The following is a 17,612-nucleotide window of genomic DNA, read 5'->3' as shown; positions in this document are numbered from 1 at the left end:
ATACGAAAAGAGGTTCAAAGATGGGCATAACCCGCTTTGAACCTCTTTTTCATCTATCTAGTTTATACGTTTATCCAATTCTGATTTCACTTCTTCTCCCACCACTCCGGCACTACCGAAAATGCTAAAAGCCTCATAGCGTGCAAGAAGATTTTTCGTAGCTTCAGGGATTGTATGTTTCTTTACCAGCAGAATGCCCGCATCTCTTTTAGCCGCTAGAGCGGAGCCTGCAAGTACATCAGGGAAATCCTGACCAGTTGCCGCATAGGCATTTGTTGTGCCCATTTTCAAATGCTGGCTGATTTCAAAAGCAGTGTCGTAGCGCGTTTTTCCGCCATAGCGGGTTGGGTTAGGGAACTGCTCCATTGTCTCATCGCTTACAACGCCTGTGCTTCCTACAACGATTGATTCAGTTATACCAGACGCAGCAGCTTCCGTTTCTTTAGGTACAGAATTTTTTCTTGTCAGTAAAATCGGTATACCGTTTCGTGAGGCATACGACGATACAGCAAGTGCATCTGGAAACGCAGAGCCACCTGCTATAATGGCTTTTTGAGACGTCAATTTCTTTGCAATATTAGCAGCAGTTTCGTAGCGGGTTTTTCCCCCGATCCGCTCTACGGAAAGACCCTTTTGTTTTAATTTCGCTTCCACATCAGCCGAAACCACACCGGTTCCTCCAAGAATCATTACCTTCTTAGCTTTTAGGCGGTCAATTTCTTTTTCTGATTTAGAATGAAGAGAAGAGGATCTTGTCAATAGAATAGGAGCATTCTCCTGATAGGCAAGAGGCCCGCCGGCCAAGGCATCCGGAAAATCGTTTCCTGTTGCCAGTAGGACCGTATCAGCTGTTTTCCAGCCGTCTTTCGAGATCTTAACCGCTGTTTCATAGCGATCCACTCCGCCGATACGATCCGTTTTTGAACTGATTGTCAGATTGGCGGAAGAACTTTTATTTCCTGCTTTGTCCACAGCCGTAACACTTAAAACCGTTCCTGTTTTTTGAGGGTCAATTGATAAGGTAAACGTACCGTCACCTGAAGTCTGTCCTTCACCAAGAACGCTGCTGCCGGCTTTAATCGTGATCCTGCTTCCTGCTTCAGCCGTTCCGGAAATGGAGCCTGACATTCGATTAGCCCCTTCCACTTTCGGACGGGCCGGGGGTGTCACGTCAATGACCCGATACTGGATCGATTTTCCTTTAGAAGAAGGGACTTTAAAATCTGCAGCATTTCCGACCGGTACAGAAATTGCCCCTCCACCTGCTAATTTATGCGGAAGTGACCCTTCATATAAAGGACTGACGATTTTTGAAAGGACAGGTTCCCCGTTGAACCCGTACAACCCGCTTTCATCATTGACAAAAAGCGCCTGGCGGAAATCAGTCAAAAACTGACCCGTTGTTTTCTTTTGATCAATATGCGTCTGGATCACATCTTCAAGCGCCTCACTGGTTGACTTTTCACTTTCAAGAAGCTCCTTGTAAATGTCATCTCCCTGCCCTGCCTGAATACGCAGATACTGTCCGAACAAATACGATAAGGAATAATTAGAAAGAACATCTCCATTTTGTCCCCAATTTAGGAGTGAATGTCCGTTTGCAATGGATTCAGATGCTTCATAATAATTTACGCGGCTTTTCAGCGGCCCCTTGTACATATGCTCAGCAGCCATCGAGAGTGCTTCATTCATCCAATCCTCCATTTCAGGACCTTTTTCGACGAGCACATTTTGATTGTAGTTCACCATATGCTGAAATTCATGCGCGATGGTTGAAAATGCTTTGCTGACATCGTACGAGCCTTTAACCCAGCCCATCGAAGGATAGGTATCAATGTAAAAGATCTCCTGATTATTGGAATACGTTGAAGCGTAAAGGTCACGATTATAAAAATAGCCTCCTATGTAGCCGCCAAAACCGGCAAACCCATCTTTAATATCATAGATTAGAATAGAAACCTTTCCGTTGCGGTCAACATCTGATTCTCCTGCAAAATGATCCGTGACAAGAGGATAAATCTCCTGATCAAATTCATCGCTGATTTCCTTTGCCTGGGCAGCAGAAATTTCATTGTTATGCACCCATATTTCCCCGCGTTGACCTATATGTTTTAATTCTGCATTTAGCTGATAATCTCCCGTTGAATATGTAGAAGCGTCAATTACCCAAAAATTTTGTTTATCCCCAACTGCATAAGCCTTACTTTTCATCGACTGCTTATTAAACTGGGGAGCTTCTTTTTTTGATGGTTCAAAATCAAGATGAAGGTCCATTTTATAGGCCTCCTGAGAAAGTGATTCATGCTTTGTCATATTCTCACTTGCCTGCTTCATTGAAAATGCACCGGTAGATTGGGTGTCTTTATAATTTCCAGATTCATTATGTATAATTACCGTGTCGCCTTTCCCTGGTTCAGCCCCTTCGACTGGCTGCTTGGACAACGGTGCCGCGATGGCTGCCGCTAACACAAAGGAGGAAAGTACCTTTAGTGGTTTCAAATAAGCCCCTCATTTCTTCTTTTGATCTTATATTCTATAATAAACTATTTATGTATAAAGACATATAGATATGGATAATTTCTTCTTTCTTTCTATATATCTTTACATGATCAAAACATTTAGCCCCGGTGAAAGATGTTACCGGTGATAGACTAAAATTTTACTTATTTCATATCTTAAATACAGTAAGGTCCCATCCCTTTACCAAAAGGAGGACATCATGAGCAGACGACAGGCTAAGAATAAATTCCTTTTGTTGATGATAGGTGCGGTGCTTTTAATCATTTTATTTTTCTCCTTCATTTTTCGTTTCTTTACAGATGAATACCGGACGAAAGCAGTCGTGGAGGAATTTTATGAGCATGAACAAAAAGGGGATTTTACTGATTCGTGGGAATTGCTTCATTCATTTATGAAGGATCGATGGAATAAGGGTGCGTTTATGCAGGATCGGGCGCATGTGTTTATTAATCATTTCGGCGCGGACACTTTTCAATTCACCATCGAAGAAGCGGAAGAAATAGAGGACTGGAAGATGGCAAAGGATCTTCCTCCGGTTGTAAAAGCACATAAATTTATTGTGTTTCAAACGTATAAAGGAAAGTACGGGAAGTTCAGCTTTATACAGGAGGTATATGTAGCAGAGGAACATGGGGAATGGCGGATTCTCTGGGATTACAACTAACGTTTAAAGGACACCAAAAAGACCGATCTGGGGCGGATGGCCTCATGATCGGTCTTTTCGGATTTCTAAAAGGACTGTCAGGGCAGAGTCAACTCCCTGACATAAACAGCTGCGCCTAATACACCCGCTTCATTGCCGTGGACTGCATAAGCAAAATCAAAGGAATGCTTTAAGCTTTCATACACCCGCGCATTGGTTTTTTCTGCGAGAATAGGGAGCAGGTAGTCATGATGTGTCATCACTCCGCCGCCAAATACAAAGATTGCGGGGTTCACTGTATGAACGATATTTGCAATGGCAATGGAAAGATGATCCATGGTTTCATCAATCAGCTCTGCCGCATCTTTTTCACCAGCAATGGCGCGCTCGATCGCTTCTCTTGCTCCGTTCTGCCAGCCGAACCGTTCTTTGCTGATGGCAGAGATGGCGGTTCCGCTCACATAGGATTCCAAAGCACCGGGATTTAAATTCGATTGAAGGCGGCCCTCAGGAACAATAATCATATTTCCGATTTCCCCTGCACATCCCTTTGCCCCTTGAATGAGCAGGCCGCTATTCACATAGCCGCTTCCGACACCTGTTGAAACCGTTGTAAACCATACACTCTCATACCCCATCCCTGCACCGCTTGCAGCTTCGGAAAGAGCAGCAGCATTGGCATCATTCAAAAGACGGACCGGGAGCGAAAAATACTCCTGAATCACATCTGTAATCGGCACAAGCCCCCAGGCCGGGAGATTCGGCGGGTCAAGTAAGACACCCAGCTTATAATCCAGCGGGCCCGGAGCACAAATCCCAATTCGCTCAAACGGCATTTTTTCCTGGGCCCGCTCAAGCATGGTGATAATAATGGATAGGGTATGATCAGGCCCTCTTAAAACTTCAGAGTCCTGCTCTTCCCAATGAAGCAGCTTTTCTCCATCTAGTACACCCACTCTCACACGGGTTCCCCCGAGATCCACTCCTGCTGTCCGCATCATCTATTACTCCTTTACCTATTAAACTTGCTATCTCTTATATTCGTTTTCCTGCTCTCTTACTTCTCACCGTCAAGATAAACAGCTCTGCCTGTTTTTGCAGACTCATATAACGCCTCAAGCACCTGGGTGACAACAAATGCTTCCTCCGGCTTAACCACTGGCTGAGTATCCTGCTGGATGCATTCGATCCACAACCGGGCTTCAAGATCCGCTTCGCTTTCCTGCTCTCCGTCGTAAAAAGCAATATTGCCATCATTTAAATCCACTTTAGTGGTGTACAGCTGGCTGAGATTTTCACCGTTTAAGCGCAGTCCGTCCTTCATATCTGCTCCGCCTTCTGTGCCGCTTAGCGAGCATTTTGCTTCATCCACATCCAGTGTATTTAACGCCCAGCTGGATTCAAGTGAAATGGTGGCTCCGTTCTCCATTGTAATAAAGCCAAACGCTGAATCTTCTACTGTGAATTTTTCAGGATCCCATGAACCAAATAAATTAGCGGCGTTTTTCTTTTGGCCAAGCTTGTGATATGTCGTACCGAGTACTGCTTTTGGCTTATAGTTATTCATCATCCAAAGCGTCAAATCCAGCGCGTGTGTGCCGATATCAATTAAAGGTCCGCCGCCTTGTTTTTCTTCATCTAAAAATACACCCCAAGTGGGAACGGCTCTTCTGCGGATTGCATGAGCTTTAGCAAAATAAATATCACCAAGGTCTCCTTTTTCACATAGCTGCTTTAAATAGCGGCTGTCCTGTCGGTAGCGGTTATTGTAGCCGATCGTCAGCTTTTTGCCTGTCCGTTTGGCTGCTTCAACCATCGCTTTTGCTTCCTCAGAGGTTTTAGCCATCGGTTTTTCACACATCACATGCTTGTCTGATTCTAGTGCCGCAATGGAGATTTCTGCATGTGAACTGTTCGGTGTACACACATGAATGACATCAAGAGAAGAATCATTGAGCAGTTCTTTATAATCTTCATAAACCTTTGCTTCCTGAGTTCCGTATTTAGAGGCAGACTCTTGAGCTTTTTCTTTTTCAATATCACAAAAAGCAGCGATCTCCACCTGTTTTAATTTTGACAGGGACGGCAAATGTTTGGCATTGGCAATCCCCCCACATCCAATAATCCCGACCTTAATCTTTTTCACCATTTCTCTCAGCCCTTTCGCTCACATTTTTTGCCAAACTTAAAGATTTACGTTCGCCTTCCACACAGCAGCCATTAACCGGTTGCCTGCATCTGTCATATGTACACCATCTGTTGTTAATGGGGCATGATTTCCTTTTGCCAGCGCTTCCATAAAAGCAGCATACGTCGGCACATAAAAAGCGCGGTGCTCCTCTGCTAAAAGCCTGACAATTTCCGCATAAACAGACAGTTCCTGATTTCCTTTTGACAGCGGATCCTCTTCAATAATCGTCGGCTCCATTAACACAAGCATCGTACTCGGAGAAAGCTGGCTCAACAGCTTTCGGTACACCTGTTCAAACTCGTCCGGTGTAACCTGCTGATCTTTCGGATGATCAAGCTGATGCCAGACATCGTTCACACCAATGGAAACCGACAGCACATCCGGGTCATGAGCAAGTACATCTTCTTCCCATCTTTTTTCAAGATCCCATACTTTGTCGCCTGATACACCCCGGTTTAAAACGGTCCAGTCCGGCTTTTGCGACTTAATCTCATCATGCAGAAATTTTACATACCCGTTGCCAATATGCTCCGGATCTTCAAATCTCCCGCATTCTGTAATACTGTCTCCAATGAATAAAAGTGTTTTTGTCATCTTCTTCCTCCTTACTCGTTTCTATTCATTTATCGTAGCATGAATAGGGGGCTCCTGCGTATCAACAACCATTCGATTAATCCATTTTTATGAAAGCGTTCTATTTATGCAATATATATATGAATGATTTCCTGAGGGTTAACAAATAAAATTCAACCACAGGATCCAGCTAATGCGAGTGTAAACTCTATACACTGAAGCCCATCTCACATACATGAAAATAAGCATGAACTTGGCATCACAGCCTGCACGTTATATTTTTAATTTACATAAATACTCACTCGGGTAAATTGCATGCGTACATCTTCATTCATTGAAAGTGCCCTCCCTTTATGCTTCGATCATGGATCGTTGAGCGCTATCGTATATACTGCGAATTTTCAGCTGGTTTTTAAATTGTTCTAGACTGAGTGGAATACTCAAGCTGTCTTTTTGTACAGTGAGGAAGACAGGACTTCCCGCTGAAATGTCAAAATAGTTATCGCTGAAAGTGCAGTCTGCATCATTTAAATCAAGCTCCGTGTATTTGGCAAATGCAGAAGAAGAAACTATTAGGTGAAGGTGATCCTCTTTTTCTTCAACTGAAAATTTGAGCCCCGGGTCAAGAAAAGCAAAATGCTTGGGCTTAGTAAATAACACGGTTGAAGACGCAGTTTGTTTTCCATCAAGGAATAACACGGCTTCAAGATAGGTCTCCCTTGTTTTAGCTTTCTTTTCAAGTTCGCCTGCAAAGGATAGCGCTTCGCACATAACAGCGGATAGAGAAGGAATGTCTTTTTTCATTTTTCCTTGTTTCAGAATTTCAGAACTATTTGTGCGCAGCTTCCATTCAATTTCAGCTGTTACATCCTGAAGGGTATCATTCGTTACATGCAGTTCAACACCAGTCCCCTCCTCCTTCAACGAAAGCAGAACAGGAGCGTAAAACCTTTTAGCAAAATAATGAAGTGCCTTCCACCTTCCATAGTAATCCACGCTTGACCAGGAAGCCACAGGCCAGCAGTCGTTCAGCTGCCAATAAAGTGATCCCATGCATCTCCCTCTATTTCTTCTCCAGTGCTCCACCCCATATTTGATTGCTTCTCCCTGCAGTAATTGGGACGTATACAGCAGGAAATCAAAGTCTTTCGGGTACAAAAACGTATCCGCTAAATACGAAAGTATTTTTCCGTTTGCCCCGTCATTTTTCTGATGCTTTTCCATAACATACGAAAAAACATTTCGATCCTCAGGCAACGTATATGTTTTGACTGTTTTAAGTGATGGAAAGGACTGAAAACCAAATTCTGAGCAAAATCTGAAATGATACTTTCGATACTCGGTAAAAGGCTTTAATCCGTGCCACACTTCCCAATAATGAACATCCCCAACATCAGGGTTTTTAGGCTGATCAAAGCTGCCTCCTGAAGAAGGCGAGGAGGACCAGTAAAACGTCTGGGGATCAAGCTGTTCAACTAGATCAGGCAGCAGCCCTTCAAATAATTTAATATAATGACTCCTGTATTTGGATCTCTCCGGCCATCCCCAGTGCTCCCACGCTTCCTCCACTTCATTATTTCCACACCACATGCCGAGGCTTGCGTGATGCCGGATTCGTTTTATCGTATCAACGGCTTCCCACTTTATTGTGTGTTCAAACTCCTTCGTTATATCATATACACTGCAGGCAAACATAAAATCCTGCCAGACAATCAAGCCGTATTGGTCGCATAAGTCGTAAAAATAATCATCCGGATAATGACCTCCGCCCCAGACTCTGATCATATTAAAATTTGCTTCCGTACAGTCCCGGATCAGCTTTTCTGTCCGCTTAGCATTTGTCCGCGGAAGCAGGCTGTCTTCGGGAATATAATTGGCCCCCATCGCAAACAAGGAAAGACCATTTACCCTAAAAGCAAAGGATTCACCCCATTGATCCGGTTCATGCTTTACTTCAATTGTGCGCAGGCCAATCGTCATTTCCTTTGCATCGACAGTCCTTCCATCCTTTTTCAGCTCTGTTTTTACGCGATAAAGTGGCTGATTGCCATAGCCATTTGGCCACCATAAATCCGGATTCTCAATTGTAAAAGAAATGGTTTCTTGAGTCTGGTCAGTCTTAACATGTTCATGCCACACTGTTCCTTGAGGAGAAAGAATTGAAACCTCCATACCCATGTCCCCACTCTTCCATTTTTCCGTTGAAACTTTTACATCAAGCTTCACCCTGCATGATGAATGATGTTGTTGAACATAAACATCTTCAATCCGTGCTTCATTAAAACCCAAGAGCGAAACGTCCCGCCAAATCCCCTGATCTGGTATCTTCGGCCCCCAGTCCCAGCCGAACATGCTGTGAGCTTTCCGAATAGATTGATAGCCTTCAATCGCATGTTCCACTCCATTAAGAGGCTGCTGTGCGTGTTTTTCAGCTATAAATTGAATAGGTGAGAAAAGTGTTACACGCAGGGTATTTTGTCCTTCCACCAGAAAATCTTTAACATCGAATTCGTAGATTCGATGCATATTATCTGTTTGAGCTACTTCATACCCGTTTAAGTGAATTTCTGTAAGCGTGTCCAATCCCTCAAATCTTACCAGCACCCGATCATACCCCAGTAAGTCGCTGGATACTGTAAACTTCATGCTATATACATAATCCTTCGCAGCTATATCATATGCCTGGTCTTCATGATCCCGAAAAAATGGATCATCTATTTGTTTCGCCTGCAGTAAATCATTCATTACAGAGCCAGGTACGACAGCTTCAATGATTTTTTCTTCACCCTTCGTTTTCATTTCCCAAGAACCATTTAACTTGATTTGCATGTAAACCTACTCCTTCACTTAAAGCTTAGATTCCTAACATGTATTAACGGAGAATAAACAAGTCTATGTCACAAAGAATGAATTAAGTTATCGATTAGCTCTTTATTATATTATTAAACACAAATAATTAATTAGAATAAATGGAAAGCAGCTAAAGTTTGGACCTTTTCTCGTTTATTTATCACTGACGCAGAAAATAGAAAAGCGCTTGAGCAATTAGTATACTGCTACTGTTAATTGCAGCTGACGATTGTCTCAAGCGCTTAATAGTTATCTTTTCGCAACGGCAGCAGGTGAGTAAAAATCCTTTATTATTTTTTCCGCAGGCTTGCCATATACTCCATACCCCCGATCCTGCTCTGCGTCCTCCTCCTTATGAAGAAGGCAGTTCCAGTCCCACAGGCCGAACCCCTGCACCCATTCTCTATCTTTTGTTTTTTCAAACATAACGCGGTAAAAATCGGCTTGTTCTTTTAAATCTACTCCACCCGGGAATTCCCAGTCGTTGGGTATCATACTCGAACCCGTCCTGCTTGGGCAACCGGCCTCAGCAAAGAAAAAAGGTTTATCATAGGGTTTAATAATCTTTTCAATCCTATCAAGCTGTCGATCCCAATCTGTAATAGGGTAATAGCCACTTGAAGAAATCACATCGACTGCATCCCACCAGCTCACATTAGCTTCCTGATATTTATCAGTATTATAAGTGATCGGTCCTCCGTAAACCTTTCGAATCTCACCGATCAGTGCACGCCATTCGTTTTCCCTCCGCTCCGTCTGGACCATTTCACATCCGATAATCAGCATTTCACACTTTGTTTTTTGGGCTATTTTCGCGTAATGCAGCTGATAATCTGTGTAGCTTGCAAACCAATCTGACCATTTTGGTTCGCATGGAACCTCGAGATCAAAAAAATTAATATGTGCTCGCCATGTGCCTTCTCTCGTATTGACTGTAGGCTTTAAGATGACCTTCAAATCAAGTGTTCTTGCATACTGAATCATCTCGACCAACTCTTCATCCTCTACCATATGAGGGCCGTTAAAATCAATTTCTGTAGAATGGGCCGTATCTTGGAGGGCAGCAAGTGAAAGGATGACAGTTTCACTGCCTGTCCGCTCTTTCATCAGCCTAAGGGACTCTTTTGCTTCCTCTTTTCTAAAGTCGCCTTTGCTGCTGTCCCAGCCAAATGTAAATCCTTTTATAAAATCCATCTTTATATGAACCTCCTAAAACAAATTATTTAACCGAACCCTGTGTAAGCCCGTTGTAAATGTATTTTTGCAGAGCCAAGAAGGCAATCAAAGTTGGGATGATCGCAATCATGACACCGGCGCAGATGACTTCCCATTCAGAACCATAAGGTCCCTTGAATTTAAATAGGGCTGTGGAAATAACATGCAGGTCACTTTTTGGCATATACAGGAAAGGGGTGTAAAAATCATTATAAACATTGACCCCTTTTACGATAATTACCGTTACAATCGCAGGCTTTAGGAGAGGCAGGATAATCCGGGTGTAGATATCAACATAGGAAGCCCCATCAAGCATGGCGGATTCATCCAGAGAAACAGATATCGACTGCATAAATTGCAGGAAAATATAAACTGCAATGATATCTGTGCCAAGATAAAGCAGAATGGCTGCCCACCTTGTATTGAAGGCACCAAGCCCCTCGATAATTTGAAATGTCGCTACCTGAGTGGTCACAGCTGGGATTAATGTCGCAAGCAAAAAAGCACCGATGAGAATCTTGCTTCCCCTGAAATCAAACCGGTTTAAAACAAAGGCAACCATAGATCCTGTCAACGTAGAACCGATAATCGCTGCAAACAGTATAATCAGGATATTCAAAAAACCCGTCAACATATTCCCTTCCGTAAATGCGCGTATATAGTTTTCAATGAACGTCCAGTCCTCAGGCGGCGTCAAAGGACCAGTAGTTGTATATTCTCCACTTGTTTTAAACGAGGCAAAGAAGATCGCGATGATCGGGATAATCGCTACGACAGCCCCGATTATGAGTGAACCGTATTTCACAACAGCACCCAATGTTTTTTTCAGTGCATTCATATTCAATCCTCCTTAACGAGCTTACGCTGCATAACTGTAACCACGATGACGATCAGCAAAAGGACAACCGCCATCCCGGATCCCAGACCTATTTTTCCATATTTAAATGCGGTATCTACTGTTTGAATGACGAACGTTTCGCTCCCGTTTGAACCACCTGTCATAATATACGGAATTTCAAAAGCACTTAAGGCACCGCTGATCGCAAGAATGAGGTTTAATGAAACTATCATTTTAATCCCCGGCAGAATGATGTACCTGAATTGATGCCATTTATTCGCCCCATCTATTTCAGCAGCTTCGTAAATCTCTTTATCAATGGACGAAATTGCCCCAAGGAAGATTAAGAAATTAAAGCCCATATATCTCCAAATTGAAGTTCCCGCGAGCGATATATTGATAATATCCGGGTTGCCAAGCCACAGCTTTATGTATTCACTTAATCCCAGGGCGTGCAGGATAGTGTCAAGTGTCCCTTCTGGTCGGAAAAATAGTAAAAACATAAATCCAATCGCTACCCCATTGAGCAGAAATGGAAAAAAGAGAACCCCTTTAAAGAAATTTTTAAATCGCACCTGGTAACTTAAAATGGTAGCGAAATAGAGCGCAATGCCCATTTGAAAGAAGGTGGCCACGAAATAATATAGACTTACTTTAAAAACAGAAAAATACTCAGGATTGGTAAAAATCGTAATATAATTTTCAATTCCCACAAATTCCATTTCACTAAAGCCGTCCCAATCAGTAAAGCTGTATTGAAACATATTAAATACCGGCAAGTAAGAAAAAGTCAGAAGCAGGACTACAGGAATTAAGGAAAACGAAAAGATGACTACCCTCCGCTGTGCGCTATATGATAATTTTGAAAAACGAAACATGGCTTACCCCTCCCCAAACCAAGTAAAGACATATGATGAATGCCTGGTATTAACGGCAGAATGCTCAATGTTGAAAACATCATGATAAACAGAAAAGAAAGTGCAAGGATCTACACTTTCTTCCCGCTTTTTATCTCTTTTATTTATTGGTTTGCAGCTACCTCATCAACTGCTGCATTCCAATCTTCATTCCACTGTTCCATCAGTTCATCGAATGTTTCATCCCGATTGCCGATCGCCGCTTCAATTAAGACTTTCTTGCGGTCTTCCAGCCAAAGCCCAACTTCTGATTCTTTGTCTACTTCATCTAAAAGTCCTTCTTCTCCCTCTTTTGCTGGATCCTGAAGAAGAAACTGAATTCCCTGCTCTTCAAGTGCTGCCAGATCTTCCGGAAGTTCAACCTCATAAGAAGCACTGATGCCGCCAGCCTGCTCCACAGCATAGCCCGAATCATTGATGTACCAATCCACCCAGGCGAGCGCTGCTTCTTTATTTTCACTATTTTTATTTACTCCAATATTTAAGTCAGCACCCAGCGGGAAAAATACTTCATCTGCATTAGTCGGAAATGGCATCATGGCAATATCTTCGGCATTTTCCCCTGCCCCCTGTATTTGCTCAAGCGCCCATGATCCCAAAACCATAGTGGCGATTTCTCCATTGTTCATCATCACTTTTGATGCTTCCCAGTCCGTGGTCAGAGGATCTCCTTCGATCAGCCCCTGCTCAGCTGCATCGTACATGACCTTGTAAAGCTCGTAATGAGGCTTACCGGGAGAGAAAGGATCTTTTTCATGCGGCATGGTTTGATTATAGTAAGCTGTATCTCCGGCCACTGTTGGAAGAGCTCCCTGCCATTGAGTCAACGGCCAGCCAGCCGCATAGTTCGTATACAAAGGAATGGCATCTGTATTTTGCTTAACCCTGTCCAATGCTGTTAAAAATTCATCAGGAGTCTGTGGGAGCTCCGTTACTCCAGCCTCTTCAAAAACGGAATTGTTATAGATGACTCCCGTGTAGGAAACCGCAATTGGAATGCCGTATACCGTACCGTCAACTGCTCTTTCCTCCACCCCGCGATATTGCTCTTCCATTTCTGATAGCTCACCAAGCGGTTCAAAATACCTCGGAATTTCTTCGATCGGAACCTGTACCGGAATAAGCAGAACATCCCCATACTGGTCAGTATTCATTCGGGGCATAATTTCTCCGCCATAATCCGTTAGTGCTTCAAAGTTCACCTCAACATTTGGATAGGTTTTTTGAAACTCTTTTTCATAATCCTGAAAAACAGTATCTACAATATCCGTACGCTGCGTAATGACGGTGATTTCACCTTCGATCTCTTCAGGATCCATTTCCTGCCAGCTGGTATCTGCTTCTGTACTCCCTCCGCCATTTTCTTCATCACTTCCAGAACACCCTGCAAGAGCTAACGTAAGCATCGAACCGGCCATCAGAAACTTCTTAACATTCATGTAATTACCCCTTCCCCTTTTATTAAGTTATCGTTTAAGTTAATATTACTATTCCACTTTATAATGAAACCGCTTTCTTGTCAATTGGATTTTTAAAAATTACCTATTTTCTAACTATTTAAGATCACTAGATTTTTAGAGAGAGCTGCATTGTACTGATGCATAAAAAAAAGGAAACCCTTTAAGGCTTCCATTAATAAAAAAGAGACGCTTATTTTCCAGCAGCCGCCTGTTTATGTGCAGGCTGGAACTGCCCCTTAACGACGCCGCTAATCAAAAGCTGTGTGCTTAGACCGGCTGCAAATGGAGCAAGTACAATAAAAAGAACCATGTTAAACATTAAAAGAGCAGTCAAAATCCAAACTAGCAAAAGAAGAAGAATGGATCGAGGGAGGTTTCTGAAGGCTAACACAAAGCTGTAGATCCATACTCTTTGTCCTGGCGGGTTAGAAAATGTCAGTACGGCTGCAGAATAAACAAGCAAAAGCAGCGCAACACCAAGTAAGTAAAATACTATAATAGTAGACAGAAGAGCAAATGATCCGGATTCTCTATTTAGATAAAATAACAGTGTAACAATCAAAATAAAGGTTAAAGAAAAGAAAAAAGAAAGACCTTTGTGACTTTTCAGCGAACGATATGTTGACCAAAAAGATCTTCGAACCTCTTCATCCTCTTTCTTTTCAAGCATGGCCGCCGTTGAAGCAAACAGTGCACCCATTGCCGGCACGAGGCTGTAGATGACTGCTCCTCTAAGCAGTGCAATCCAAAAGTGCAGACTTAGCATAATGCCTCTGTAAAGCCATTGAACAAAGGCAATGATTTGATTTTGCTTCACACTTGCCTCCCCCTCGCTTACACTGCCGCTAATTGCCGGCTTCTATTTTTTTAACTGAATCCCGGTAGACAATCTTCCCTTTTACCAGTGTTCTGCCAAATGATTTCTCTTTATTTTTTATTTTTTCGATGATGATCGTAATAGCATTGTTCGCCATTTCCACGATATCGACCTCTACAGTCGTAAGCGGCGGAGTCGTGATAGAAGCATAAATATCATTGTCAAACCCAACAACTGAACAATCTTCAGGAACACGGTAGCCTTCCTGTTTCAGCTTCTGAACAAGAGTATGGGCGACCTGATCGCAATTGCAGACAAATGCTGAAGGCAAAGGGGATGGAAGCATAATATCGATATACGCCCCTTTCTCATCGCGATCATCGAGAACGTATTCCTGGTTCAGCTGAATATGATGTTCAAGGAGCGATTTATAATATCCTAAAAATCGATCCTGAATACTGCTGGTAGAATAGAGACTGCCCACATAGGAAATCTCTCGATGCCCCTGTTGAATCAGAAAATTTGTCAGTTCATATGCACCGTAAAAATTATCCGTAATGACAGAATCAATTTCTGCATGTTCATCGTAAAAATCCAGAAATACTTTTGGTAAATCCACGCTTGTAATTTTTTCTATATACGCCTTACTGACCTGCCCCAAGATGATAAATCCGTCTACTTTTCGTTCATAATAGATTCTTGGCAGCGTCAATTCGGCCTCATCCTTGCTGCTCAATATATGCAGGATGCCATAATAACCGTGGTTTTCAAGCAGCCTTGAAATATGCTGATGTACATTTAAGTAAAAGGATTGATTCATACCGGTAAACCGCTCCGGTATCACCACGCCTATATTATAAGAACAGCCTTCTTTCATTGACTTTGCTGCTGCATTATAACGGTAGCCCATTTTTTCTGCCAGCACTTTTATTTTTTCCTTCAGTTCATCACTAACTCCTTCTTTATCATTCAGCGCTTTTGATACCGTTACACTGCTAACGCCAAGTTCATCCGCTATATCTCTCATCGTAATATTCGATTTCATATTCATTCCTCCGGGCTTATAATCCGCTTTAACAAGCTAAAACAATTCTTTCTGCCTGCTTTCTGTTATCAGTATAACCTTACAAGCCGGATTTTTCTATGAGTTGTAACTTAAAAAGCTTCTTTATTAAGTAATTCTTCATTTTTAAGGATCAGGTTTGAGCGCTGCTTTGCACAATCATGCGAACGCAATGGATCTTCCGGCGTATTAAATGTATAATCGACAAGCTTTTCTACTGTCGTAGTGGCTACATGAATGCGTGTATCGCTTGATGCATAGTAAATAAACACTTCATTCTTTTCATTGACGACTGCACCGTTGCAAAAAACCACATTTGAAACGTCCCCGGTCCGTTCATCATCATAAGGTGCCAGAAAGTGCCCGCCTGGTCTTGCAATGATTTGCGATGGATCTTTTAAACTTGTCGCAAATACATAAAGTACATAACGCAGGCCTGCTGCCGTGTTTCGCACCCCATGCGCAAGATGAATCCAGCCTTTCTCCGTTTTGATCGGGGCCGCCCCTTGTCCATTTTTCACTTCTGTAATGGTATGGTATCTTCTTTCATCCATCACCTTTTCTTTTGTGATAACAGCCTCTTCTATATTTTTGCATAAAGAAAAAGCAATTCCGCCTCCTGTACCTGTTGAAATAAATCCATCCTGTGGACGCGTATAGAATGCATACTGTCCGTCCACCCATTCAGGATGCAGCACCACATTCCGCTGTTGAGGAGAAGGAGTTCGAATATCAGGCAGCCTTTCCCAAGATTGCAGATCCTTCGTTCGGACCAGCCCGGCCTGTGCCACTGCACTCGAAGTATCCCACACTTCACTATTCGGATCTTTTCTTTCTGAGCAGTAGATACCGTAGATCCAGCCATCCTCATGCTGCACAAGCCTCATATCATATGTATTGGTTTCCTCCTGCTCTATGTCTTCCCAGGATAGAGGATGTCCCGTAAAACGAAATTGATCGATCCCATTATCACTCTTTGCCAAAGCGAAAATTGATTTACGGTCTACTCCTTCCAAGCGCACTACAAGATAAAAAGCACCCTCAAAATAAATAGCTCCCGGGTTAAAGGTGGCGTTTACTCCAAGCCGCTCCATAAAATAGGGATTAGTTGTTTTATTTAAATCAAAGCGCCAATGAATCGGTACATGATGGCGTGTAAGGACCGGTCTTTCATAACGATCGTATAGTCCATTCCAAAAGCTTTCGTCCCTTTTGTTCTCAAGTGCTAATAAAGTTTCCTGCTTCCTTGCATGAATGTGGTAGTTTTCATGGATCATTTTTCATTCATCCTTTCCATCATTTCTAAGCAGCATCGGCTGTTGTGATAGGGTGTTTTCCAGGGCTCCGCAACCGGACGTTTCGTTGGCATGCCATCAGGCTCTATAGACCAGTACCACTCACCACCATCACGCAAATCCACAATATAATGCTGGATATACGCCCAAAGATGCGCAATGATATCTGCAAAATCATTGTTCCCTGTATGATTTAATGCATTTTGAAAGCCTACTAAAGCTTCTGCCTGCACCCACCAAACGCGAGTCTCGTCTTTCGTTCCCTCTGTAACTTCATTCGCCAGAGAACCATCTGGAAGAATGCCTTCTTCTTTTACTTGATAAGCAAGACTCAGAACCATTTGATGGTAATCCTCACTCTCCAGCTGAAGCACTTTAAGCGCGTCATCAATCAGCCAGCTTGCCTCAATATCATGACCATAGGAAACCGTATCAAGCAGAGACGTCCAGTTTTGATCAAAAAACGCCCGGTTCACTTTTTTCTCCTGATCGAAAATACGTGTATGAAACAGTTCAATTAAAAGCTTCAATTTATTTTCCACTAAAGGAGAAGGATTGGCACGACAGAGATTTGTATACGCTTCCAAAACATGCAAATGTGTATTTGTCGTCATTGCTGCATTGTGCTTGCCGCCCAGCTTATTATTTGCTACCGGATTCCAGTCACGGTCAAATTGCTCCATATAACCATTCCAATTTGAATTGAATCCTTTTTCTTCAACCAAGTCAAACAAGTCCATCGCTGCTTCCAGGGCTTGTTTTTCTCCAATTGCGCGATAATATTCCGACAGTGCATAGATGCCGAATGACTGTGTATACACATGCTTTTCATCATCAACCGGATTCCCTTGATAATCAAGCATCCAGTATAGTCCGCCCTGTTCTCGGTCCATCATTTTTTCCATTAAAAAAGTGTAGGCATGATCAGCGTGTTTTTTATAAATAGGATCTCCAATGATTCGGTATGCGGCTGAAAAGGACCATAAAAACCGGGCAGCTGCAATTCCCCCTTTTTCTCCTTCAGATTGTACTCGCAGATCATAGCCTACTGTCCCATAGAAACCACCGTTCTTTTCATCTTTCAGTTTCATCCAAAATGGCAGGATATGCTCTTTCAGATGTTGTTCGATTTCTATTTTTATCTGATTCATGGTTAACTCCTTCTTAAAATTAGTTTAACGATAACTTAATTTAATACTAGATAGAGTTATTCCTTTTGTCAATCACGCA

14 protein-coding genes are annotated in these 17,612 nt (G+C 42.7%); 1 reads left to right on the top strand and 13 read right to left on the bottom strand.

Translation table 11 applies throughout. The features are described from left to right. Window positions 1–57: 57 nt before the first annotated feature. The gene (locus P6709_RS07255; protein WP_278240230.1) at window positions 58–2,499 is read right to left on the bottom strand and encodes a cell wall-binding repeat-containing protein; all 2,442 of its coding nucleotides are present in this window, start codon (window positions 2,497–2,499) and stop codon (window positions 58–60) included. 220 nt (window positions 2,500–2,719) lie between these two features. Between P6709_RS07255 and P6709_RS07250 the strand changes: the two genes are divergently transcribed. Continuing rightward, window positions 2,720–3,184 (top strand): hypothetical protein, encoded by a 465-nt coding sequence (locus P6709_RS07250; protein WP_278240229.1) that lies wholly within the window; start codon window positions 2,720–2,722, stop codon window positions 3,182–3,184. Between the two features lie 77 nt (window positions 3,185–3,261). Here P6709_RS07250 and P6709_RS07245 read toward each other — a convergent pair whose 3' ends face one another. The 12 genes from P6709_RS07245 to P6709_RS07190 form a co-directional block, all read right to left on the bottom strand. Next, a complete protein-coding gene (locus tag P6709_RS07245) occupies window positions 3,262–4,164 on the bottom strand; it encodes an ROK family protein (protein WP_278240228.1) in 903 nt (300 codons plus the stop codon). A 56-nt stretch (window positions 4,165–4,220) separates the two neighbouring features. Next, a complete protein-coding gene (locus P6709_RS07240; protein WP_278240227.1) occupies window positions 4,221–5,312 on the bottom strand; it encodes a Gfo/Idh/MocA family protein in 1,092 nt (363 codons plus the stop codon). 36 nt (window positions 5,313–5,348) lie between these two features. Continuing rightward, a complete protein-coding gene (locus tag P6709_RS07235) occupies window positions 5,349–5,948 on the bottom strand; it encodes an SGNH/GDSL hydrolase family protein (protein ID WP_278240226.1) in 600 nt (199 codons plus the stop codon). A 330-nt stretch (window positions 5,949–6,278) separates the two neighbouring features. Continuing rightward, entirely contained in the window at window positions 6,279–8,756 is a 2,478-nt protein-coding gene (locus tag P6709_RS07230) for a beta-mannosidase (RefSeq protein ID WP_278240225.1), read from the bottom strand. A gap of 270 nt (window positions 8,757–9,026) precedes the next feature. Beyond that, window positions 9,027–9,971, bottom strand: coding sequence for a glycoside hydrolase family 113 (locus P6709_RS07225; RefSeq protein ID WP_278240224.1), 945 nt, complete (start codon window positions 9,969–9,971; stop codon window positions 9,027–9,029). A 25-nt stretch (window positions 9,972–9,996) separates the two neighbouring features. Next, complete coding sequence (locus P6709_RS07220; RefSeq protein ID WP_278240223.1) at window positions 9,997–10,830, bottom strand: carbohydrate ABC transporter permease; 834 nt, start codon at window positions 10,828–10,830, stop codon at window positions 9,997–9,999. Window positions 10,831–10,832: 2 nt separating this feature from the next. Continuing rightward, window positions 10,833–11,708: a carbohydrate ABC transporter permease gene (locus P6709_RS07215; protein ID WP_278240222.1), complete on the bottom strand. Its 876-nt coding sequence runs from the start codon at window positions 11,706–11,708 to the stop codon at window positions 10,833–10,835. A gap of 143 nt (window positions 11,709–11,851) precedes the next feature. Further along, window positions 11,852–13,186 carry an ABC transporter substrate-binding protein gene (locus tag P6709_RS07210; RefSeq protein ID WP_278240221.1) on the bottom strand — a complete coding sequence of 445 codons (1,335 nt, stop codon included), beginning with the start codon at window positions 13,184–13,186 and terminating at the stop codon, window positions 11,852–11,854. 211 nt (window positions 13,187–13,397) lie between these two features. Then, a complete protein-coding gene (locus P6709_RS07205) occupies window positions 13,398–14,024 on the bottom strand; it encodes a DUF624 domain-containing protein (protein WP_278240220.1) in 627 nt (208 codons plus the stop codon). Between the two features lie 28 nt (window positions 14,025–14,052). Continuing rightward, complete coding sequence (locus P6709_RS07200) at window positions 14,053–15,069, bottom strand: substrate-binding domain-containing protein (RefSeq protein WP_278240219.1); 1,017 nt, start codon at window positions 15,067–15,069, stop codon at window positions 14,053–14,055. A gap of 110 nt (window positions 15,070–15,179) precedes the next feature. Further along, window positions 15,180–16,364: a glycoside hydrolase family 130 protein gene (locus tag P6709_RS07195; protein ID WP_278240218.1), complete on the bottom strand. Its 1,185-nt coding sequence runs from the start codon at window positions 16,362–16,364 to the stop codon at window positions 15,180–15,182. Then, on the bottom strand, window positions 16,361–17,533 hold the full coding sequence (locus P6709_RS07190; protein WP_278240217.1) for an AGE family epimerase/isomerase: 1,173 nt from the start codon (window positions 17,531–17,533) through the stop codon (window positions 16,361–16,363). The genes P6709_RS07195 and P6709_RS07190 overlap by 4 nt, the downstream gene beginning before the upstream one ends. Window positions 17,534–17,612 lie beyond the last annotated feature (79 nt).

The sequence above is a fragment of the Jeotgalibacillus sp. ET6 genome (assembly GCF_029667115.1).
Lineage (GTDB): Bacteria > Bacillota > Bacilli > Bacillales > Jeotgalibacillaceae > Jeotgalibacillus.
Note: the sequence above shows the minus strand (reverse complement) of the source record. Positions and strands in the feature narration are given on the sequence as shown.